At 42.8% G+C, this 22,333-nt stretch carries 19 protein-coding genes; 18 read left to right on the top strand and 1 reads right to left on the bottom strand.

Annotation, left to right across the window (positions count from 1 at the left end; genetic code table 11):
* Window positions 1–11: 11 nt before the first annotated feature.
* From MFF31_RS08090 to MFF31_RS08155, 14 genes are all read left to right on the top strand, one after another.
* Window positions 12–1,067 carry an LCP family protein gene (locus tag MFF31_RS08090; protein WP_238187527.1) on the top strand — a complete coding sequence of 352 codons (1,056 nt, stop codon included), beginning with the start codon at window positions 12–14 and terminating at the stop codon, window positions 1,065–1,067.
* 8 nt (window positions 1,068–1,075) lie between these two features.
* Complete coding sequence (locus MFF31_RS08095; protein WP_238187528.1) at window positions 1,076–1,486, top strand: CBS domain-containing protein; 411 nt, start codon at window positions 1,076–1,078, stop codon at window positions 1,484–1,486.
* A 130-nt stretch (window positions 1,487–1,616) separates the two neighbouring features.
* Window positions 1,617–2,528: a DUF2232 domain-containing protein gene (locus MFF31_RS08100; protein WP_238187529.1), complete on the top strand. Its 912-nt coding sequence runs from the start codon at window positions 1,617–1,619 to the stop codon at window positions 2,526–2,528.
* A gap of 18 nt (window positions 2,529–2,546) precedes the next feature.
* Complete coding sequence (locus MFF31_RS08105; protein ID WP_238187530.1) at window positions 2,547–4,508, top strand: DHH family phosphoesterase; 1,962 nt, start codon at window positions 2,547–2,549, stop codon at window positions 4,506–4,508.
* The gene (rplI, locus tag MFF31_RS08110) at window positions 4,505–4,948 is read left to right on the top strand and encodes a 50S ribosomal protein L9 (RefSeq protein ID WP_238187531.1); all 444 of its coding nucleotides are present in this window, start codon (window positions 4,505–4,507) and stop codon (window positions 4,946–4,948) included. The genes MFF31_RS08105 and rplI overlap by 4 nt, the downstream gene beginning before the upstream one ends.
* Window positions 4,949–4,992: 44 nt before the next feature.
* Window positions 4,993–6,354: a replicative DNA helicase gene (dnaB, locus tag MFF31_RS08115; protein WP_238187532.1), complete on the top strand. Its 1,362-nt coding sequence runs from the start codon at window positions 4,993–4,995 to the stop codon at window positions 6,352–6,354.
* A 178-nt stretch (window positions 6,355–6,532) separates the two neighbouring features.
* Window positions 6,533–7,816 (top strand): adenylosuccinate synthase, encoded by a 1,284-nt coding sequence (locus MFF31_RS08120; protein ID WP_238187533.1) that lies wholly within the window; start codon window positions 6,533–6,535, stop codon window positions 7,814–7,816.
* Between the two features lie 261 nt (window positions 7,817–8,077).
* Entirely contained in the window at window positions 8,078–8,737 is a 660-nt protein-coding gene (locus tag MFF31_RS08125) for a hypothetical protein (protein WP_238187534.1), read from the top strand.
* 142 nt (window positions 8,738–8,879) lie between these two features.
* Complete coding sequence (locus MFF31_RS08130) at window positions 8,880–10,469, top strand: M23 family metallopeptidase (RefSeq protein WP_238187535.1); 1,590 nt, start codon at window positions 8,880–8,882, stop codon at window positions 10,467–10,469.
* A 209-nt stretch (window positions 10,470–10,678) separates the two neighbouring features.
* On the top strand, window positions 10,679–11,431 hold the full coding sequence (gene yycF, locus MFF31_RS08135) for a response regulator YycF (RefSeq protein ID WP_238187536.1): 753 nt from the start codon (window positions 10,679–10,681) through the stop codon (window positions 11,429–11,431).
* Window positions 11,428–13,263, top strand: a complete 1,836-nt coding sequence (gene walK / locus MFF31_RS08140) for a cell wall metabolism sensor histidine kinase WalK (protein ID WP_238187537.1) — start codon at window positions 11,428–11,430, stop codon at window positions 13,261–13,263. The genes yycF and walK overlap by 4 nt, the downstream gene beginning before the upstream one ends.
* A complete protein-coding gene (locus MFF31_RS08145; protein ID WP_238187538.1) occupies window positions 13,260–14,870 on the top strand; it encodes a YycH family regulatory protein in 1,611 nt (536 codons plus the stop codon). The genes walK and MFF31_RS08145 overlap by 4 nt, the downstream gene beginning before the upstream one ends.
* Window positions 14,871–14,880: 10 nt before the next feature.
* On the top strand, window positions 14,881–15,681 hold the full coding sequence (gene yycI, locus MFF31_RS08150; RefSeq protein WP_238187539.1) for a two-component system regulatory protein YycI: 801 nt from the start codon (window positions 14,881–14,883) through the stop codon (window positions 15,679–15,681).
* A gap of 46 nt (window positions 15,682–15,727) precedes the next feature.
* Window positions 15,728–16,534, top strand: coding sequence for an MBL fold metallo-hydrolase (locus MFF31_RS08155; protein ID WP_238187540.1), 807 nt, complete (start codon window positions 15,728–15,730; stop codon window positions 16,532–16,534).
* On the opposite strand, the gene MFF31_RS08160 is transcribed toward MFF31_RS08155, so the two are convergent.
* On the bottom strand, window positions 16,503–16,724 hold the full coding sequence (locus tag MFF31_RS08160) for a hypothetical protein (RefSeq protein WP_238187541.1): 222 nt from the start codon (window positions 16,722–16,724) through the stop codon (window positions 16,503–16,505). The two genes, MFF31_RS08155 and MFF31_RS08160, sit on opposite strands and share 32 nt — an antisense overlap.
* A gap of 165 nt (window positions 16,725–16,889) precedes the next feature.
* Between MFF31_RS08160 and MFF31_RS08165 the strand changes: the two genes are divergently transcribed.
* The 4 genes from MFF31_RS08165 to MFF31_RS08180 all read left to right on the top strand — a co-directional run bounded on the left by MFF31_RS08165 (window position 16,890) and on the right by MFF31_RS08180 (window position 22,331).
* The gene (locus MFF31_RS08165) at window positions 16,890–18,215 is read left to right on the top strand and encodes a S1C family serine protease (protein WP_238187542.1); all 1,326 of its coding nucleotides are present in this window, start codon (window positions 16,890–16,892) and stop codon (window positions 18,213–18,215) included.
* A 283-nt stretch (window positions 18,216–18,498) separates the two neighbouring features.
* A complete protein-coding gene (locus MFF31_RS08170; RefSeq protein ID WP_238188526.1) occupies window positions 18,499–18,666 on the top strand; it encodes a CxxH/CxxC protein in 168 nt (55 codons plus the stop codon).
* A gap of 99 nt (window positions 18,667–18,765) precedes the next feature.
* Complete coding sequence (gene rlmH, locus MFF31_RS08175; protein WP_238187543.1) at window positions 18,766–19,245, top strand: 23S rRNA (pseudouridine(1915)-N(3))-methyltransferase RlmH; 480 nt, start codon at window positions 18,766–18,768, stop codon at window positions 19,243–19,245.
* 365 nt (window positions 19,246–19,610) lie between these two features.
* Entirely contained in the window at window positions 19,611–22,331 is a 2,721-nt protein-coding gene (locus tag MFF31_RS08180) for a DNA-directed RNA polymerase subunit alpha C-terminal domain-containing protein (protein ID WP_238187544.1), read from the top strand.
* The last annotated feature ends 2 nt before the right edge of the window (window positions 22,332–22,333 follow it).

Raw genomic sequence — 22,333 nt, forward strand, 5'->3', positions numbered from 1 at the left:
GAGGAACGGAAATGAAGAAAAAACATAAACGAATATATATAATAAGTGCGGCATTTCTCGTCATTATGACTGCTGTATACTTTAATCGAAGTGCATTAGCCATGATGGGATTTGATTGGTTTCTGCAGGGAGGCATTGAGAAGCAGCTAGAGACGACTTACAAGCCGGCTGACGGACGAAATCCGAAGCCCGTAGGTGTTGATTTGACGAAAGAGCAGCCATTTTCCATGCTATTAATGGGTATCGATCAACGTAAAAATGAGGTCGGTAGATCGGATACTCTCATCTATGCTGTTGTAAGACCAAGTGATGGCAATATGCTGCTAGTTTCTATCCCGCGTGACTTATATGTAGATATTGCTGGCCGTAAGTATAAAGATAAAATCAACCACTCATACGCTTTTGGTGGGGCGGGAATGACAATGGATACGGTAGAGGAGTTATTCGGCACACCCGTACATCACTATGCTGCAATTAACTTTGAGGGCTTCCGGGATGTAATTGATGCGATGGGCGGTATTGCACTTCCGATTGAAGAGGATATGGTCAACGATAACTATAATCATGAGAAGTTTGTCATTAAAGGTGGACAAAGCTCATATAATGGAAAAGACGCGCTTAATTTCGTTCGTTATCGTGAGGATGCGGGTGGCGATATGAATCGGACGGAGCGACACCAACAGTTTCTTCATGCTATACTAGATAAAGCCACAGGAATGAAACAATGGACGAAGATTCCAGAGATGATCAACATTATGGGTGAAAATTTCAGCACAGACATGCGTCCAAACAAGTTGATTGATCTAGCTCAAGGAATGCTTCAAAGCAAAGAGCGTAACATGTACAGCCATACTTTGGATGGTAAAGGGCAACGTATGAACGGCACTTACTACTACTTAGCCGACGAAGAAGATCTACAAAGTGTTCAGACGATGATCAATAATTGGCTGGATGCAAAAACACCGGAGGCAAGTCTCATTATGCCCGCTAAGTACACGGAGGAAAAGGAGAAGGACGGTAAGTCGCTTTCTACTACATCCTCGCCGCTCACGAATAGAACGGAGTGAATGAAAGTATGAACATTGCTTTTTTCTTGCTACCCAAGCAAGATGTCGTCTGCTTGCCGCATGATGCTACATTAAGGCAGACATTGGAGCGAATGGAATATCACCGTTATACCGCTGTTCCGATTATTAATGAAGAGGGCGTATATACTGGAACCGTTACAGAAGGCGACCTCTTATGGTATATGAAGAGTCGTCATGATCTTACTTTCGAGAGTGCAAACAAAGTGAAACTAAGCGAAGTACCGCTGCGGATAAACAACAAGACTGTGAATATAGACGCAACTATGGACGATTTGATATCACTGACGAAGATTCAAAACTTCGTTCCAGTAGTAGATGACCGCAATCATTTTATAGGAATAGTACGTAGAAGTGAAATTATTGATTATTGTCAGAAGGGACTATCCCAGCGGATTTAAGTATCCGCAGGGTGGTCCTTTTCCCTTGAAATGAAGCATTTAAGTGGCTCCCCAATATGCGTGCGGATTATCGCTTTTGTGCTATAATGAGTGGTGAATGTCAGAAACGTAAAGAATTAATGTGTAAGAGGTGAAAGGATTGAAAACTGGGTTGAAACCAGTGTTATGGAGCGTAGCTGCGTTATTATTGTTAGTGCTGCTAGCTGTACCTGGACTGAATTTGTTTGCACTTCTGCTAATGATGGTGCCGTATGTTGTTCTGTACTCGACGTTATCTAGACGAGCATTTATGCTGCATTTGCTTCCTGTGTGGGTAATTGCGGGCTTATTAGCCGGACCTGCTGTCCTCATTATTGGATTGTTCTTCGTCGTTCCGTCAATCATAATGGGACATTTGTACCGCAAGGGTGCATCTGCCGCGAAAGTAATAAAAACGGTGTGTATCGTTATTTTGGCGCAGTTAATGTTAGAGCTGCTTTTATTTGAATTAGTACTCGATTTGTCGCTGCTTGATTCTATGGCTGAGGCGATTCGTTCATCATTTAATGAGGTGATGGCCCAGAACACGCTCGCCAAGGGATGGGATTCCACGCAAACGGAAACATTGATCGACACGGTCATTCATATGATTCCAGTTACGTTCATTATGATGTCGTTCTTCTATACGGTGCTTTCTCATTATATCGCCCGTAGAGCCGTTGTTCGCAGCGGTCTTGAAGTGCCTGCCTTCATGCAAGCAAAGGATTGGCGTCTGCCGAGAGTGCTTGTTATTTATTATTTAATTGTTTATGTAATCGATTTGTTTATGGTACGCAATAGCGAATCGTTCATGTCGGTCGCTCTAATGAACCTAGTGCCGCTGCTTAGTTATGTATTCGCAATGCAAGCGATCGGCTTCTTCTTTTTCCTTGCTGATCAGAAGAAGTGGCATAAAGCAGTGCCAATACTCATTGCTATACCTGTGCTGTTAATACCGCCTTTAAGCTTGATCGGCGTTCTGGATACTGCTTTTCCAATCCGGAAGTCGCTTACTAAACAATAGCACAGGAGCGAATGGGAAATGCCTAAGTTTCTAGTTACAAGGTGGCATGGTATGCACCATATAGCAGCCGTAGCTGTTATGCTGATTTTGTCTGCAACGTTAGCTTGGTTTCAATGGCTAATTGGACTTATTGCTCTCGCACTGACAATTGGTGTAGCGATATACAGCTTCTTAGGTGAGCGGGCGTTCCGCAAGGACCTGAAGTCGTATCTAGGCACGCTTAGCTTTCGAGTGAAAAAAGGCGGCAACGATGTTATAAGCGAGTTGCCGTTCGGAATTATTTTATATAACGAGGAACGCATAGTAGAGTGGCACAATCCTTATATTACCGCCCTGATGGAGCGGGAGTCCGTTATTGGTGTTCCATTAACGGAGTTGTTTCCTACACTTCAACATGCGAAGGACCGTGAAGGAACGGTAGAAGCAACGATTGGCTCTAATATGTATCAGCTTATTTTCCGGCCTAAGGAACGAATTCTGTATGTGAAGAACATAACGGAATTATGGCAATTGGGTAGAAAATATGATGACGAGAAGCTTTCACTCGGAGTTGTAATGATTGACAACTTGGAGGAAGTAACGCAAGGTCTCGATGATCACCAGCGTAGCTCACTGCTTTCCAAAGTAACAACAGAAATTACGGAGTGGGCGCAGAAGTATAAAGTTTATTTGAAACGTCTCACATCCGATCGCTTTCTTCTTATAACTGATCAGAAGACGCTCCGTCAACTTGAGCATTCTCGGTTTGTTATTTTAGATGAGGTTCGCGAAATTACAGGTGACCAAAAGATACCCGTTACGCTTAGTATCGGTTTCGCCGCAGGTGCCGAGCATGTCGTCGAGCTTGGGCAATGGGCTCATATGAGTCTTGATATTGCTCTGGGACGTGGAGGCGACCAAGCTTCGGTAAAGGTTGGAAGCAGGCAATCTTTCTACGGTGGAAAGACGAATGCAGTAGAGAAGCGGACCCGAGTAAGGGCACGCGTCGTAGCTCATGCGCTGCGCGATCTTATTAAGGAAAGCCATAATGTTGTTATTATGGGACATAAGATGCCGGATATGGATGCCATCGGTGCAGCTATCGGTGTTCTGAAAGCAGCACAGCTATTCGGAAAAGAAGCTTATATCGTACTGGAAGGTGTTAATCCATCGATTGAGAAAATGATGGAGTTGCTGCGCGAGGAAGAGAAGCTGTCAAAACGGTTTATTTCGCCTGATCAAGCATCTGCTTTATTGACACCACAATCGTTAATTGTAGTTGTAGATACTCATAAGGCATCAATGCTCAAAGAGCCAAAGCTTCTTCAAGGACGCGAACGTATTGTCGTTATCGACCACCATCGTAGAGGCGAAGAATTTATTTCGAATGCAATTCTTGTCTATATGGAGCCTTATGCATCATCAACTTGTGAGCTTGTGACTGAGCTGCTGCAATACATCCATGATCGTGTAGCGCTGGATGTGAGAGAAGCTACTTCACTGCTTGCGGGTATAACGGTAGACACGAAGAGCTTCACGCTCCGTACTGGTGCACGAACCTTTGAAGCAGCTTCGTTCCTTCGCCGCAACGGCGCAGACTCGACGCTCATTCAGCGAATGTTGCAAGAGGGCTTGAAAGAATACGTGAGCAAATCTGAAATTATTAAACATGCGCATGTTTTGCATGATCATGTAGCGTTAGCAGTTGCAGAAAGCGGCAAAAAAAATTCGCAGCTTCTCATCGCTCAATCTGCCGATACATTGCTCAACATGACGGATATAAAGGCATCCTTTGTCGTCAGTGAACGGCCAGATGGTCTAATTGGCATTAGTGCAAGGTCACTTGGCGCAATGAACGTACAGGTCGTAATGGAGCGTATGGGCGGCGGCGGTCACTTAACGAATGCAGCTTCCCAGCTCGAAGGTACTGTTGATGAAGTGGCAGATAAACTGAAAGCTATTCTAAAACAAATGGAATCGGAAGAGGGGTTATTTGAATGAAAGTAATTTTCTTGCAAGATGTGAAGGGTCAAGGGAAAAAGGGGCAAGTTAAAGATCTATCCGAAGGGTATGTTCGTAATTTCTTGTTGCCGCAAGGTTTGGCTAAGTTAGCTTCTGACGGCAATCTAAAAACGCTTGAGCTTCAATCGGCTTCCGAAGAGAAACGTAAAGCGAAGGAAAAAGAAGATGCACAAGTACTAGGCAAACGTTTGGAAGAAATGACGATTGTAGTAAAAGCAAAAGCTGGCGAAGGCGGTCGACTATTCGGCGCTATTACGAGCAAACAAATTGCTGAAGCACTTGCTGCAAAAGGCATTAAGATCGATAAACGTAAGATTGAACTGGAAGATCCGATCCGTACACTAGGTGTAACTCAAGTGCCGGTGAAGCTTCACCCTGAAGTAAAAGCAAAGCTTAATGTTCAAACAGCGGAAGAGTAAATGTGCTTCGTAATAAATAGGATTAATGGAAGGAGATGCGCACGATGAGTATGGAGTTATCGTTTGATCGGGTTCCGCCTCAAAATCTAGAAGCTGAGCAAGCTGTTATTGGAGCAATTTTGCTTCAGCCAGAAGCACTTATTACCGCAATGGAGCGGGTGAGAAGTGAAGATTTCTATAGGAGCAGCCATCAAAGGATCTATGAAGCGATGGTTGAGCTGGGTGAGAACAACCAGCCGGTCGATCTCGTAACCCTTACGGCGCATCTTCAAGATCAAGGGTTGCTTGAGGAAATTGGCGGCGTTAGCCACTTGTCTAAACTAGCCAATGCCGTACCAACAGCTGCCAATGTCGATTATTATGCTCAGATCGTCGAAGAAAAGTCGATGCTTCGTCGTCTTATACGGACTGCGACTAATATTGTCACAGAGGGGTATGCTAACTCAGAGGATGTTGGTGTTCTACTGAGCGATGCGGAGAAAAAAATTCTCGAAATTTCTAATCGTCGATCAAGCAGTGGATTTATTTCCATTCGCGACGTATTGATGGAAGTATTCGAGAAGGTCGAATTTCTCTATACGAATAAGGGCGGGACATCGGGTATTCCTTCAGGATTTGTTGATTTGGACAAGATGACTGCTGGATTCCAGCGAAGCGATCTTATTATTGTTGCCGCGCGTCCTTCTGTTGGTAAAACGGCATTTGCTCTAAATGTGGCCCAAAATGTAGGCGTTAGGGCTAAGGAAACAGTCGCTATCTTCAGTCTAGAGATGTCGGCTGCTCAACTTGTTCAACGTATGATCTGTGCAGAAGCGAATGTGGATGCTACTAGAATGCGTACCGGTAATCTAGAACCAGATGATTGGGAAAAGCTGACGATGGCGATTGGTGCATTGTCAGAGGCACAAATTTTTATCGATGATACACCTGGTATCACCGTTGCTGATATTCGTGCAAAGTGCCGCAGACTTAAGAAAGAACGTGGACTTGGCATGATCTTGATCGACTATTTGCAGCTGATTCAGGGCAGGGGTAAAGCAGGAGAGAACCGTCAACAGGAAGTATCAGAAATTTCGCGTACATTGAAGCAAATCGCTCGTGAGCTTGAAGTGCCGGTTATCGCACTTTCGCAGCTTAGCCGTGGTGTTGAGCAGCGTCAAGATAAACGTCCAATGATGTCCGATCTCCGGGAATCAGGATCGATTGAGCAGGATGCCGATATTGTATCATTCCTGTACCGGGATGATTATTATGACAAAGAGTCCGAAAAAAAGAATATTATCGAGATCATTATCGCAAAACAACGTAATGGGCCTGTAGGCACAGTCGAACTCGTATTTCTCAAAAACTACAATAAATTCGTAAGTTTGGACAGAACACATCATGATCCGTCGCAAGCTTCGTAAATATCCGAACAATTGTATGGTCATTCATACAATTGTTCGTTTTTCGTTTGACTTATGAAAGTGAGACTGCTACACTAAATATGCTGTCTTATGGTTTGTTGTGTGCGAATTTTGAAGTCGCATAGGCACCTATTACGGTAATTTTCGATGTTCGTAAACATCGGACGGGGGTATGATTATGTCTACGGTTGTTGTTGTTGGTACACAATGGGGAGACGAAGGAAAAGGCAAAATCACTGACTTCCTAGCAGAGGGAGCTGACGTTGTTGCTCGTTACCAGGGAGGAAACAACGCCGGGCACACTATTCTCATCGATAATAAGAAATACAAATTAACGATGATTCCATCAGGTATTTTTAATCATGATAAAACTTGCGTAATCGGCAACGGAATGGTAATTAACCCAGAAGCGCTGATTGACGAAATTAACTATATTCATGAAAATGGCTTTTCGACGGACAACTTGAAAATTAGTGATCGCGCGCATGTTATTATGCCGTATCACCTTGTGCTTGACGCTCTTGAGGAAGATCGTAAAGGCGTTAACAAAATTGGTACAACTCGCAAAGGTATTGGCCCATGTTATATGGACAAAGCAGCGCGTAACGGTATCCGTATTTCTGATCTTATGGATGCTGAGGAATTCGAGACTAGAGTTCGCAGCGTACTTGTAGAGAAAAACTACTTGATTCAACAAGTTTACGGTGGAGAAGTGCTTGACGCTGACAAAATCGTGAATGACTACCTTGGATATGCAGAATTACTTCGTAAATATGTGACTGATACTTCGGTTGTTCTGAATGACGCAATCGACGGCGGCAAGAAGGTTCTTTTCGAAGGCGCTCAAGGCGTTATGCTTGATATCGATCAAGGTACGTATCCATTCGTTACGTCTTCCAATCCATCCGCAGGCGGTGTGTGTATCGGTTCCGGCGTAGGTCCTTCCAAGATTGAGCAAGTTATTGGCGTTGCAAAAGCGTACACGACTCGCGTTGGAGATGGTCCATTCCCGACTGAGCAAGACAATGAAATTGGACAAATCATTCGTGATAAAGGGCATGAGTACGGTACAGTAACGGGTCGTCCACGCCGCGTTGGTTGGTTCGACACAGTTGTTGTCCGCCATGCTCGCCGCGTAAGTGGAATTACAGGTTTGTCCCTAAACTCACTAGACGTGCTAAGTGGTCTTGAAACCGTAAAAATTTGCACAGGCTACGAATACCGTGGAGAAGTAATTGAGCATTACCCAGCTAGCTTGAAAATGCTGTCTGAGTGTACTGCGATCTATGAAGAGTACCAAGGCTGGAGCGAGGATATTTCCGGAGCGAAGAAGCTTGAGGACTTGCCAGCGAATACACTGAACTACTTGAACCGTATATCTGAGCTAACTGGCATTCCAATCGCCATTTTCTCAGTTGGTCGTAATCGTGAGCAAACAAATCCAGTTCGTCCGATCTACTAATAAGCATTAGCAAATAAAGCAAAGAGGCGGTTCCAGTGTCAATTAGACAGTGGATCTAGCCTCTTTTTGCGTGCAGTTATAGTTGATTGGTTTGCTGTTACTGGCAAGGTGAGTCTGCTCAATCGGAACTTTCAATCACCACGTTAGATTGCGATAATTCATAGAAAAATATGAAATAATTTTTTGCCGGCACGCTAAAAACCGAATGTTGATCTCTTTCCTTGACCATAATGATAGATAACAGATAGGAGTGGAGTGATTATGATTAGAAGGTTGGCGTGGCTGGGCAAGCTAATAGCAGCGGGATTGATATTGAGTTTCTTGTCCATATGGACGACAGGTTATATCGTTACTAGTTACGTAGATACTTTGCTTAAACAGTATGAACTTCCTATAGAAGTGCCGCCGATGGCGATGTCTGGTGTTTGGGGTAAGCTATGGGGCGCTAATCCTCCGGTAGAAACGAAACTTTCATCACCGCAGGTAGATTCGACAATCGATAATAGTGAGAGTGAAAGTACTACCGGGACGAAAGAACCGGACTCGGTTGAAGCCTTTGGGGAGATCGAACAAGCTCCAATTACGGACATTGGCATTGGTGAAGGAAGCCATGCGGCAGGTGAGAGTGAAGCGGAGCCGGGACGTGAAGTGCAAGAGGGTACTTCGGGAGTCGATGGGACAGAAACGGCGGTTACTACTGACGAGATAGAGTCAACAAAACAGATGATGAGTGAAGAAGATAAGACACAATTATTTCAATTATTAATGACAAAATTACCGCAAGAATCTTGGCAACAAATATCTGAATTTGTAGAAAATGGACTAACAGAAACGGAGCTTACAAGCGTTGAGCAGATAATGGCACAGCATCTGGACACGGCAGAATATGAGAGAATGCTGGAGATTCTGAAAAAATATTAATATTACGATTACGTACCAAAGGTTGATCCGTTTGTAAACCGTATGTTAAAGTATTAGTCGAGTGATCCGACAGGAAAATTCGTCTTTTTTTTTGTTGGAAGCCACAAAAATTTCATTGCACAAGTGCGAAAAGGAGACAATCATGACCGGTTTCAGGGACATGAGTCGTATTAAGAAGGTCTGGGAACGAACTACAGGGTTCTTTCGACGTACGAACTCGCAAGACTTGATAGGGAACACCGAGCAACAAGCGGCAGACGTGAGCGTTTCTACCCCACTTTGGCGGAAGAAATCAACGGGGATCATAAGCGGTGCAGCAATCTTGCTCACGGTAGCTGGCATTATTGGGTATCAGCAGTATACGCAATATGTGGACAGAAATACTTTTGAGTTTTATCACGTATATATGAATGGCCAAGAAGTAGGAACAGTAGAATCACAAGATTCAGTAGAGAAATTGATTGCCTCAGAAACGACAGAAATTAATAAAGCTAACCCAAAAGTGAACATGGTACTCGCAACTGGCGACATTACATACAAAAGCGATAGCGGTTTTAAAGCAGTTCCTGAAACGAAAGCAACTTTGACGAAGCTGGAAAGTATGTTTACTTCCCACGCGACTGGTGTCGAAGTGAAGATTGACGGTAAAGTAGTAGGTATTGTGAAGGACCAAGAAACAGCTGATAGTATTCTAAAGCGAGTTCAAAGCAAATTCGCTCCTGAGCTGGCAGCAGCAAGCAAAAGTCCATCTAATGTAAAGACACTTTCCTTCAAAGAAGGTGCGGATCGTTCAGCATGGATTGACTCTGATTCAGAAGCATTGAAAGAGCCTGGTAGATTAGTGACCGAAGTTTCCTTTGTTGAGAAGGTTCAAGTGAATGACACAAAAACTGAACCAGAGAAAATAGCGGAAGCAGATGCACTTTACAAAAGAATAGTAGAAGGCAGCACAAAGCCTACGAAGTATGTTGTACAAGAAGGGGACTGTGTCGGGTGTATCGCACAGAAGTTTGATATTTCCCCACAAGTTATTTATGAGAATAACCCTTGGATTGAAGATGACAAGATTACAATCGGTGACGAATTAGATTTGACTGTTCTAATGCCGGAACTGACGGTTCGTACGACTGAAAACCTAGTTGAGCTTGAGAAAATTGCAGCTCCAGTACAAATCGTTAAGAACAACAAAATGCGAGTTGGCGAATCTAAGAAGATTAAAGAAGGCGTAGAAGGTACACAACGTCTAACATATAAAATTGTGAAGCAAAACGGTTATGTTGTAACGGAAGAACTAGTTAAGAAAGAAGTTATGGTAGATCCAATTACAGAAATTATCGAAAAAGGCACTATGGTCGTACTTGGCGAAGGGACAGGCCGTTTTATGATTCCTGTTAAGAGCTACCGGATTACGAGTAAATACGGTCAGCGTTGGGGCCGTACTCATAAAGGCATAGACTTTATCGGCAGTAAGACGATAATGGCATCCGATTCTGGTATTATAGAATTTTCTGGTACGAAGCAAGGCCTTGGAAAAACGATTACTATTAACCATCAGAATGGATACAAAACCGTATACGGTCACATGAGTTCCCTTAGCGTAAGTAAAGGTGATAAGGTCGAAAAAGGTGACAAAATCGGCGTGATGGGTAATACAGGTAATTCAACAGGTACACATTTGCACTTCGAAATTCATAAAAATGGTTCTGCTCAAAATCCTCTTAAGTACTTATAATTTCATTTAATACTCGATATGAAGCATGGCTTGGACATTAGGTCCGAGCCGTGCTTTTTTTAATTGGGCTTTATAGCTAGAAGTGGCTTCCGATCATATACAAGTGATGGTTACTTTTCCATTGAATGAAGGAAGTTTCATTGTGAAGGATGAGGCGCTGTGTGTTAGAATAGAGACAATACAAAGGACAAGCGACGGGCGGTGTGACGATGCACGGAAAAATATTAGTGGTCGATGATGAGCAGCCGATAGCAGAAATCATTAAATTCAACTTGGAAAAGGAAGGCCATCAGGTCATCTGTGCTTTCGACGGCGGAGAAGCGGTAAGACTAGCGTTCGAAGAGCAGCCTGATTTGATCTTGCTCGACTTAATGTTGCCGGTTAAGGATGGTATGGATGTATGCAGGGAAGTTCGAACGAAGCTGCATATGCCGATTATTATGTTAACAGCTAAAGATACAGAAATAGATAAGGTGCTCGGGCTTGAATTAGGCGCTGATGATTACGTGACGAAGCCATTTAGTACAAGAGAGCTATTGGCACGGGTAAAGGCGCATCTCCGCAGACAGAACAAGCCTGAACTGACGGCTGACGGTGGAGCAGCGAACGCTTCTCAAGATCCACATGCAGAGCAGCAGGGACTTCGATTGTTTAATCTTTTTATTGATACGGATATGTATGTTGTTTATAAAGATGGTGAACCGTTGGATCTTACTCATCGGGAGTTTGAGCTTGTTCATTATATGGCACGCAATAGCGGGAAAGTAATGACACGGGAACATTTACTTCAAGCTGTATGGGGTTTTGAATATTTTGGCGACGTTAGGACGGTCGATGTAACGATCCGCAGACTTAGAGAGAAAATTGAAGATGACCCTAGTCGTCCAGAGTATATTATGACTCGGCGTGGTCTTGGTTATATGATGCGAAATGCGAAATCCGGAGGCTTTGGTAACGGATGAAGGCGCGGAGTTTTTTCCGCACCATACAGGTTAAGCTTGTTATCATCTATTTGCTGCTGATTCTTGTTGCGATGCAATTAATTGGCGTCTACTTTATCAGTACTGTAAAAAACTCGCTTATCACGAGCTTTACGAACAACTTGAAGGAGCAGGCGGATATTTTATCAAAATTCGCTGCTCCGTCTTTACTACCGAATATTGAGGTAGATAATGATTCAACTGAAGGAACGACAGAGGATCTAAACCTCGTCGTTCGTAATTTGTTCAGTATAAGTGGTGCTGAGGTGCAAGTGTTGGATGCTAACGGCAAAATTGTAGCAACGTCTTTGCAAGTTCATCAATCTCGGATCGGCCAGAAGAACAACTCACTTGCAGTTAGTAGAGCGCTGCAGAACATCCCTGATAATGAAGAAGAAATTATTGATGATGATAATACACGCAAAAAATCAATAGCACTTCCCGTAACACATAACGATAAGGTTGTTGGTGCGGTGTATGTCGTAGCTTCTATGACGGAGCTTTATGAGACGGTCAACCGGGTTAACCAAATCTTCTTCTCAGGTACGTTAATAGCGCTTGGTTTAACAGGTGTTCTTGGTATATTGCTTGCCCATACGATAACTAACCCAATTAAGGGACTTACTCGGCAAGCGGAAGCAGTGGCGAACGGTCGTTTTGATCTAAAAGCACCTGTACTTGGTGAAGATGAGATTGGACGGCTAAGTATGGCTTTCAACGAAATGACCACTCGTCTGAAGGAAGCACTATCGGCTAACGAGGAAGAAAACGAGAAGTTGGTTTCGGTTCTCTCCAACATGAGCGATGGTGTTGTTGCTGCAGATGAACATGGTGTCATTATCGTATGGAATCGTCGTGCAGTGGAGTTACTTGATGAAGAGTTACAAGGGGTGGAGCTGTCAAAGCTGTTTGACCTGACGCCAGAGAAGCTCACGGAGCTTCAGCAAGGTCGAGGCAGGATGATATTGCTGACAAGAGATGGGCAAGAAGGCGAGAACGCAGACAGTCTTCTGAAAGTAACATTTACTCCGATTCATAGAAGAGGGAAAGGCATTACGGGCACAATTGCTGTTTTGCAAGATGTAACGGAACAAGAGAAGCTGGAGCAATCGCGTCGTCAGTTCGTAGCGAACGTATCTCACGAGCTGCGTACTCCATTAACGACAATTAAGAGTTATGCAGAAGCACTAAATGATGGTGCATTGGAAGAAAAAGAACTGTCGGAGAGATTCGTAGGTGTTATTAGTAATGAGACAGAACGGATGATTCGACTGGTTACTGATCTACTTCATCTCTCGCGACTTGACTCCAAGCAAGCTCCGCTAAGGCGACATCTAACGAATATTCATGAGATGCTGGACGAGATGGCAGATCGATTTTCCTTCCAACTTCGCCAGAAAGCGATTAAAGCAAACGTTCATGTAGATCGGGGACTTCATAAAGTATTGCTGGATCGGGATCAAATTGATCAAGTTCTGGACAATCTATTCTCTAATGCAATCAAGTACACACTTGATGGTGGATCTATTGAACTTGCAGCTAGGAAATCTGCCGATTCAAGCTTCCTTGAGATTAGTGTGAAGGATACAGGTATCGGCATACCGAAAAAGGATCTTACGAAAATATTCGACCGATTTTATCGTGTAGATAAGGCTCGTTCGCGCAATATGGGAGGTACAGGTCTCGGGCTGTCGATTGCCCGGGAAATCGTCAAGGCACATGGCGGGACGATCGCACTTTACTCCGAATTGAATGAAGGCACGACGGTTACGTTTACGCTTCCGCTGCTGCAAGAAGGAGGCGATTCTGAATGATGGAGAGAGTGAAGACGGCAGCCCTTATAGCGCTGGTCGTATTAAGTCTGCTTCAGAGCTATTTTCTTGCGTATAGTATGCCAGGTCTTGGTGCAACAGTAAGGAGCGATCAGGATTATGTCAACGCTGAGCCATTGGGTACACCAGCTGGTGTAGAGAGTGTCATATTCCCAGAGCAATTAATTATTCATATGGGCGATGACAAACATACGGTCATCTATCCGGGTACTCAATTTTACGAAATGATTCTGAACCAGCGTATCGTTGGTCGGGAATTTAAAGGTTTTGAAAAGAGTCCGGCTTCACTGTTGGATTGGGATGATGTTCGGAGAAACGATATCGGTATCGAGCTTCATTTCTCTGGCGGTATCTCGATAGAGTTGTTGCAGAAGCTGCTTAAGGTAGAAGGGGATATTTTATTCCTTAGTGAGAAGATCGAGCGAATATGGATATTTAAAACGAGAGATACAGAGGAGATTCGTACTTTCTTCTTTAGTAACGATGGAGAGACCATATACGAATCGGTTCGTGCAGACTTAACGGTCCGTGACGTTCAAGATTATGTTGGCTTCGGTCAGCATCTTCCTAACTACCGTGTAACAGCAGATGGATTGTATATTCCTACGGAACCTTTTATGGCGACAGAAATGGTATATCCATATGAGATGTACACACCTGAGCAGATGCAGCGCAGTTTGTTTTTTGATTCCAGCACAACAAGGGCGTTCGAGGATCGAAGCGGTTCACAAATCTTCACAGATGGTAAGCGTGGTCTAAAGGTTGAGCAAAATGGGATGTGGATCAGCTACACGAATCCAGCGGCAACACAAAGCAGCGAGACGGAGCCCGGTGAAAATGTGTATGCCTCGGTTGATTTTATTAATCAGCATGGAGGCTGGGATGGTGTGCATCGTCTGATGGGCTCTACGCTTGCTGAAGAGAAAAAGTATGTAACGTTCCGTAAATATATTGAGCAGTTTCCGGTTATCGATTACTTATCATTCCGTTATGGTTATATGAAGTTGACGTTGCAGCAAGGATTCGTGACGGAGTATTCACGTTCACTTATTACATTAAGTGAAAAGTCGGAGGAACGTACTCCGCGTCTACTTCGAGGTGGCGAAGAGCTGGAGAACACGTTAAATGATTATACTCGCCGTGGTGAGGTGGAGGCTTTATTCCCTGCACTAAAACCGGTACCGGAAAAAGATAACCGAATTCGTTTCGTACCAGTGTGGGCAGTCAAATTGAGCGACGGAACAGAGGAAATATTGTCAGAGGCGTATCCTAGAGGATATGTTCCATCAGAGGCAGATAAGGATAAACCACTTAAGAATACAGGTACTGCGGCTCAGAAGGAAAAGAAGATCGGTCAATTAGGTGCTGGAACATCTTCTTCTAATGGGAAACAATTAGTGAGCGATGAAGAGGTTAAGACACCAGAAGTGGATTTGGCCAACAGCAAGCTTACAGAGAATGTGATTGTGGAAGAAACACCTAAAGAATCAGATAAGGCATCATTTGAAGAGCAAACGGAGGGTAGTTTAATAAAGCCCTCCTACAGCAACGAAGACTTTGGGGATATTGAGACACGTATAGAATGGTAGGTGAAGGTGTGTGGAATGGGGAAAAGCAAAAAGTGTGCTTATTATTTCGTTTCTAATGTTGAATATTCTCCTTGGTTACCAGTTGTGGAATGATATTAGCGACCGATTGAATGCTAACGTTAACTCAGCTGAATTGCCACAGGACAAGCTGTTGCTTATGCAGCAGAAGCGTATTACGCTCTCAGCCATTCTGCCGCCGGAGACGCCTAAGCTTAGTGACTTGACATATATGCTTCATTCATCAAGTCAGCAACAAGCATCTCCAACACCTCTCAAAACCCCAGTAGACAGCGGATTGATCTTCTCGCAGCCGGAGCTTGTCAAAGCGATAGGCAAGCAGGTGCAAGATTTGGACAGCTATCATTATAATCATCATAGCAGCCAACACCTGAACGATGTGTTTGTGTTCCATCCTATTGTAGATGGACGGCCGATGTTTAATGTGAAGCTGGAGCTTTTGAAGAGCAATTTAAAAATAACGGAATTTCGGCAGGATCGTGTTGAATTGATCGGCAGAGGTGAAGCGAAGCAAGTTATACCAGCTGCCAAAGCAGTGGCGAGTCTGATTGAAACGTACTTGGAAGAAGGTTCTGTCATTACGGATATTCAATTAGGCTATCATGGACAAATTTTTGATTCAGAGAAGCAAGTATCTAACCCATCCTGGCGTGTGATGCTAGAGAGCGACACAGTCTATTATGTTCATGCGATTAGCGGTGAGGTTACGACAGATAGTGATGAAGAGCAGGAGCGGGACAAAAGGGACGCAGAGTCTGTTCGTCGTGGTGTAACAGAAACACCTTCAAAATAAGAGTTTCATAGAAGTGAGATTCATGTAAGAGAGAGGATTGGATGTTTTGGGACTTCGATTTACAGTACTAGCAAGCGGCTCTACGGGTAACGCAACGATTGTGCAAGGAAGTGAAAAGACGGTACTTGTGGACGCAGGTCTAAGTATGAAGAAGCTGGACGAGTTAATGCGGGAGCGAGGCATATCCGGTCATGATCTGGACGCCTTATTTGTCACGCATGAGCATTCTGATCATATTAAAGGGCTAGGTGCTTTCGCTCGTAAGTACGAGCTTCCAATCTATGCGAACGAAGCAACCTGGGGTGCGATGGAACGGCATGTTGGAACTATTGCACCAGAGAAACAAGTTCGTATGGATACGGGGGAGCAATTAAGCTTTGGTCCAATGTATGTACAATCCTATCCAATCTCGCATGATGCGGCAGAGCCGGTTGGTTATTGCTTTGAAGAGCATGGTGAGAAGCTAAGTCTGGCAACCGATCTCGGGTATGTAAGTGAAAAGGTGAAAAAACAAATTATCGATTCCGACGTGCTTGTGCTTGAATCTAATCACGATACAGAAATGCTTCGAATGGGCCGTTATCCGTGGAATATTAAGCGCCGTATCTTAAGCGATGTCGGTCATTTGTCTAATGTGGCAGCAGGGGAAGCATTAATTGAGCTTATGACGGACCGTACAAAGCGAGTCTATCTAGCGCATTTAAGCTTGGACCATAATCAAATGGATCTAGCTATGTTAACGGTCAATTCTATATTGGAGGACCACGGAATATTTTATAAGAAAGAAGAGATTCCGCTCCGAATGACCTATCACGACAAGCCTACGCCATGGGATGAAGTGAAGCGGAAATAAGAGAATCCAGTTGTAATTCCAGTGATTCGGCTTTTGCGTCTAATTCTTCACGGGACAGAATACCTTTGTCAATGAAGAGCTCAAGCATTGCACTTAAAGTGAGGACGGTACGATAATGTTCTTCCTTTAAATCGGCTAATTTAGCGATAAGTTGAACTTGTTCCCATGCAGGGTTAGAAATTGATTTCATTATGAATCTCTCCTTAGGCTTATATTTGGTCATATGAACGGGAAATAACAAAAAAATTGTATAATACACTCTGTGAATCTATTATTATTTTAGTCAATTCTTCCGAAAACATTCCTAGTATATAAAATTTGTTAATGGCCCGGACCAAGGAGAGGAGCGATTCTAATGAGCATATTCGATGATGATTTTTATTCGACCAAGGTGTCAAGGCGGACTGCTCGCAAGAGCCGGCAAGAGGACACACGGTTACCTTTTGTTGGTGGAGACCGTAAATGGTCCAACCTACGAATCGCTTTTATATCCTCTCTAACCAGTGCACTTGCGGTGGCATTGCTGTTCGGATTATTTTTTGGCGGCTTCGATGAAGTTGGCGGAGGCAGTAGTGACGCGTCCCGAGTGAAAACAGCTATGACTGGTGATCCATCAGAACGGACTATTAACGCAACTGCTAAAGTAAAGCCGGCGGTTGTAAGTATTATTAAAGAGCAGATGTTCTCACTTGGCATTGGTGGAAGCGTAATAGAAGAAGGTGACGAGCGTTCTGGCGTGCTGCGGAAAGCGGGCGTAGGTTCGGGTGTTATCATACAGAAGAAAGCAGGCAGAGCTTTCATCGTAACGAATTACCATGTAGTCGCAAATGCAGCGAAGGTTAAGGCAGTTCTAACGACGGGTGAGGTACGTGAAGCTCGTATTGTAGGTCTTGACCAGATTACCGATCTAGCTGTGCTTGAGATTGATGGCAAAGGGATCGAAACAGTAGCAGAAATCGGTGATTCATCTTCATTGCGCGCTGCTGAGTTCGTTATGGCGATGGGAAACCCGCTTGGCATGGGTGAGTCCATCACAATGGGTATCGTCAGTGTTATCCGTGAAGTGATTCCGGTGTCGCTTAATCAGAACGGTATTAACGATTGGGAACAAGAAGTCATTCGTGTTGATGCGGCGATTAACGAAGGAAACAGCGGCGGACCGCTCATCGATCTAGACGGTAAAGTTGTCGGTATTAACAGCATGAAGATTACGGACTTTGGTGTAGAGAGCATCGGTTATGCAATTCCAATAAATAATGCAATGCCCATCATAGAAGATTTGATTAGCAAAGGTTATGTTTCTCGTCCTTATCTTGGCGTGTATTCAATCGATCTGGAGCAGTATTGGGAGCAACAGAGCTTGGAGCGCATTTATGAAGAAGGTCAGAAGGAAAATACAGCACCAGAGGAAGTACCAAGCATCACAGAGGACATTAAGCTACCGGATCAGGTACTTGCTGGTATTATTGTGCTGGAGGCTGTAGGACCGTCTGGGGATGCTGGATTGCAATTTAATGATGTTATTGTGAAGCTGGATGATCAGAACATTGGCAGCCAGATGGAGCTTCGGAAGTATTTGTATTCGAAGAAGAAAATCGGTGATGACATTGTGGTGAGCTACTACCGGGACGGAGAGCTTAAAACGGTTACCGTAAAGCTTGCGGAGAAGGAAGAAGAGTAGCAGCAGGCAATTAATATAGGTAAGAAAAATCGCAATATGTGATCGTAAGTTAGGGCAGGCACTAATAAAGCGACAGCAGGTTAACGAGTAATCGTTAGTCTGTTGTCGCTTTATTTTGCATATGGGTAATAATAGTGGGAGGTAATTGTGTAGAGGCGTTGCTTTATTGCTCATTTCACTTTCATTAAATGCGGGACGAGCCTTTCAGCAGCATGGATTTTCTGGTATGCTGGAAGTAGAAAAAGTGGACCAAAAACACCAAGAGATAGGATGCGAATTCGATATGTATTGTGTATGCAAACCTTGTATAGAGAAAGCATTGGAACGTTTTGTAGATGAATATGAAGATGCGCCGGATGTAGTCGATTTGAAGGAAACACAATTCGCAGACTGGGATCCACCGCGCAAATGTGATTTCTGTGACGAGCCTGCTGCTTTTTTGGTGGTATAGAAAATAAGCTAGGGTAATTGCAAACAGGGAAGACAAAAATAGAGGCATGAGCGAGCTTAGTATTAAGCAGAGCGATAGAGACAGAGGGATGAGTTAGACATGCACATTCAGATCGTTGCCGTCGGCAAGCTGAAAGAGAAGTACTTGGTGCTTGGCATCGCAGAATATGCCAAGCGGCTCGGGCCTTACGTGAAGCTAACGCTCACGGAAGTGCCCGATGAGAAGGCGCCGGAGACGATGAGTCCGGCGGAAGAGATGCAAGTGCGAGAGCGCGAAGGGGAACGGATTCTAGCGCAGCTGAAGCCGGACGCCCACGTAGTGGCGCTCGCACTTGATGGCGAGCTGTGGTCCAGCGAAGATCTCGCTGGCCAGCTCGATAAATTAGCCACGTATGGGCGTAGCCACGTGGCTTTTGTTATTGGCGGGAGCAACGGTCTCGCTCCCGCAGTGATTAAGCGCGCCCAACAGAAGCTTAGCTTTGGGCGCATGACCTTCCCGCACCAGCTAATGCGGCTGGTACTGGTGGAGCAGATTTATCGGGCTGTGAAGATAAATCGGGGGGAACCTTATCACAAATAGGGCGAAACTAAAAAACTTTATTTTGGTCAGTCTATAGATAGTCTTATTTAGATCTCTTTTCTATAAATAGAAAGGGATCTTTTTTGCTTTCAAAAATTCATAATATAGGGAATTAACTAGTAATATGTTCCTATTTAACATAGAATAGAGAGATTAATTACTAAGAAAGACCTAGTTTTAAAGTATATTGATTCTATGTAGCATGGAATTAAATCGAATCTTTATCGATTGATTTTAGAGTTTGTTAGATTATTTGTACAAGCACTTCGGTTTTGAGCATATTATTATGGCGTAAGTAGTTAATGTAGGGGCATTAGGAAAGAGCTAACTGCATTAGATCTGGATGAATTGATGAGGTGAGAGTTGTGCGTTATGTAACACTGACTGATACAATAGAAAAGATCGATTTGTCGGTTCGATCAAGGAATGCACTATATAGAGCGGGAATTAACACGATTGCAAAGATATTAGATGTTACTGAGGAAGAGCTAGGACATATCAAAAATCTAGGTTCAAAGAGTATTGAAGAGATATTAGTTGCTATTACTGATATTAAATCAGGGCATAAGGACATTTGTGTAGTCGCCGAATCTGATGTGCAGGCATTGGAGAACGAACGGGTTTTGCAGGAAGCAGTTTTTTTTCGCAATCGTGAGGGTTTGCTTTGCAAGGACATTCCTATAGATCAACTAGAATTTTCAGTCCGGGCATATAATTGCTTACATAGTTCTGGAATCAAATACGCCTCTGAATTAACTGACATTAAAATCGAAGATTTGCTTGGAATTAAAAATATGGGAAGTTTGAGTGCAAAAGAGATATTATCCGTTATGCAAAATATAGTTTTTCAAACTTCGGATGATTTGCAGACTAAAAGCGAAAAAATACCACTTGTTAATGAGATTTGTTCATCAGTTATACTGGAGATAAAAAAGTACATAATAAATGCTCATGCGGGGCTACTCTATCAGGAAGCAGAATCAATTATAGAAGAATATATAAGCACTCATCCAGACATAAAAGAGTTGAAAATTGAGTTGATTACAAGCATCTACAACGCTAATTTTTTTCAGGTTACAGTTAAACATTTTTTAATTGAATTAGTCGAAAAATTCCGATATGGTACAACTACCTCTACGTTATTAAACTATCTTCCGAAGCACCTAGATGGAACAGCTATAGTAGAAAAAATGGTTAGTTCTCTGATTTCTGATGATTTGATAGCAGTTACGTCTAATGGAGCGTTAGAGAGAAAGTACCTTACTGTACAGGAATATGCTAGGACATTATATAAAGAGAAAGACAGAACGTTATTTGAGGAAAGAATGAATGGTGTCACCCTGGAGGAGATCGGCCAACAATATGGTGTTACACGGGAACGAGTTCGTCAAATTGTTTTAAAACATATGAATAATCGTCCCCATCTTCGAGAAGACCGTTATGCTGATGTTTTTAGAAAATATAGTTTTTCAAAGGCTGACTTTTCACTTTTGTTTAACGAACCATTGAGTACATTTAACTACCTCTCCTTGGCTTATGAACCAGGAACTATAGCTTTGGATATGTTAGTAGAGGACGAATTTTTTCCGATTGAATACAGAAGAGGTGCTGAAAAAGTTGTATATAAAAACTACTTATCAATTGGGAGCGATCGCGTTCGGCGTAATCGTTCTGATTTAGTCGACTATATAATTAGAAATTATTGCAATGATGAAGTTTCTTTCGATGAGTTCAGCGAATTGTATTTAATGTTTCTAAAGGATTATGGTCTTGAACGTGATGAGAGACTATTTCTTTCCGATCGAACCTATGAAAATAAACTGGCTGACAGTGACTATGTGTTATGGAAGTATGGTCGTCGATTCCGTTACTATAATATAGAGGCATATGATTTCAATGATCTTCTTCAAATATTAGATTTAGAGCAATACCAAGACATAGAATTCTCTACTCTTAAATTTTTTGTAGGCTATCAAGAATTTATGCGGAACTATGATATCCGAGATGAATACGAACTACACAATCTTCTCAAAAAATTATATAAACGTACCAATAATATAAATATCAAATTTAAGCGGATGCCGAATATTGAAATTGGAACAGCGAATAGAGATGAACAAATGCTAGATATTTTACTGCAATTTGCCCCAGTATCGAACGTAGATTTAGCAGCCGCCTATGAGGAAGCATATGGTGTACATGCCGAAACTGTATTGGCAAATCATTTGAAAAATTTCGATGAGTATTACTTTGACGGAATGTACAAGATAGACGCAAAACCACTACTTTCGGAACAATCAAGCCGAATGAGCGAATGTTTAGGTAAGGATTTTTACCCCATATCTGAAGTGAAGAGAATATATCTTCGGGAGTTTACAAATGCCGATTCACATATGATTAATCCGTACACATTAAAACTTTTGGGATTCAGGGTGTACTCAACTTATGCAATTCGGAATAAATTTCAATCTGCATCTGATTATTTTCGATACCTTCTGCTGGAGAAAGATATTATTGATTCAAGGACATTTCCACGAGAATTGGTTAGTACAGTTGCTTATACCTCAGAACTTTATAGACTTAAGAGTTTGTATGAATTAGTAGAATATTTACCCTCGGAATACATCAATATTCGAAGATTGAATTCAGCTGGAATTTCAGCAGAGAAGTTACAAGATTATTGTGATTGTATCTATAAATATATAGAGAGGGGTGAATACTTTACTGTAAAATCCCTTAGAAAAAAAGGATTTGAACACCCACTTGATCACCTCGGATTTGAAGATTGGTTTTACAGTTCAATACTGACGGAGGATAATAAGCGCTTTTCATACAGACGTATGGGAGGATCTAAAGTGTTTATTAAAGGAAATCAAGAGGTTACTCTAGGTTTGTTTATAGAGTTTTTGGTGGAATATGAAAAATCTATCGACATTTATGATTTGAATGAGCTTTTATTAGATACTTATGGTCTAAATGCTGAAAGATATAGAATGATATCAATCATAAATAATAGTTCAATGTATTACGACCCTATCATGGAAAAGATATATATAGATTATGATACATATTTCGAGGAGGTATAATT

It is taken from the genome of Paenibacillus sp. L3-i20 (assembly GCF_022180385.2).
In the GTDB taxonomy this organism is placed as follows: Bacteria; Bacillota; Bacilli; order Paenibacillales; family Paenibacillaceae; genus Pristimantibacillus.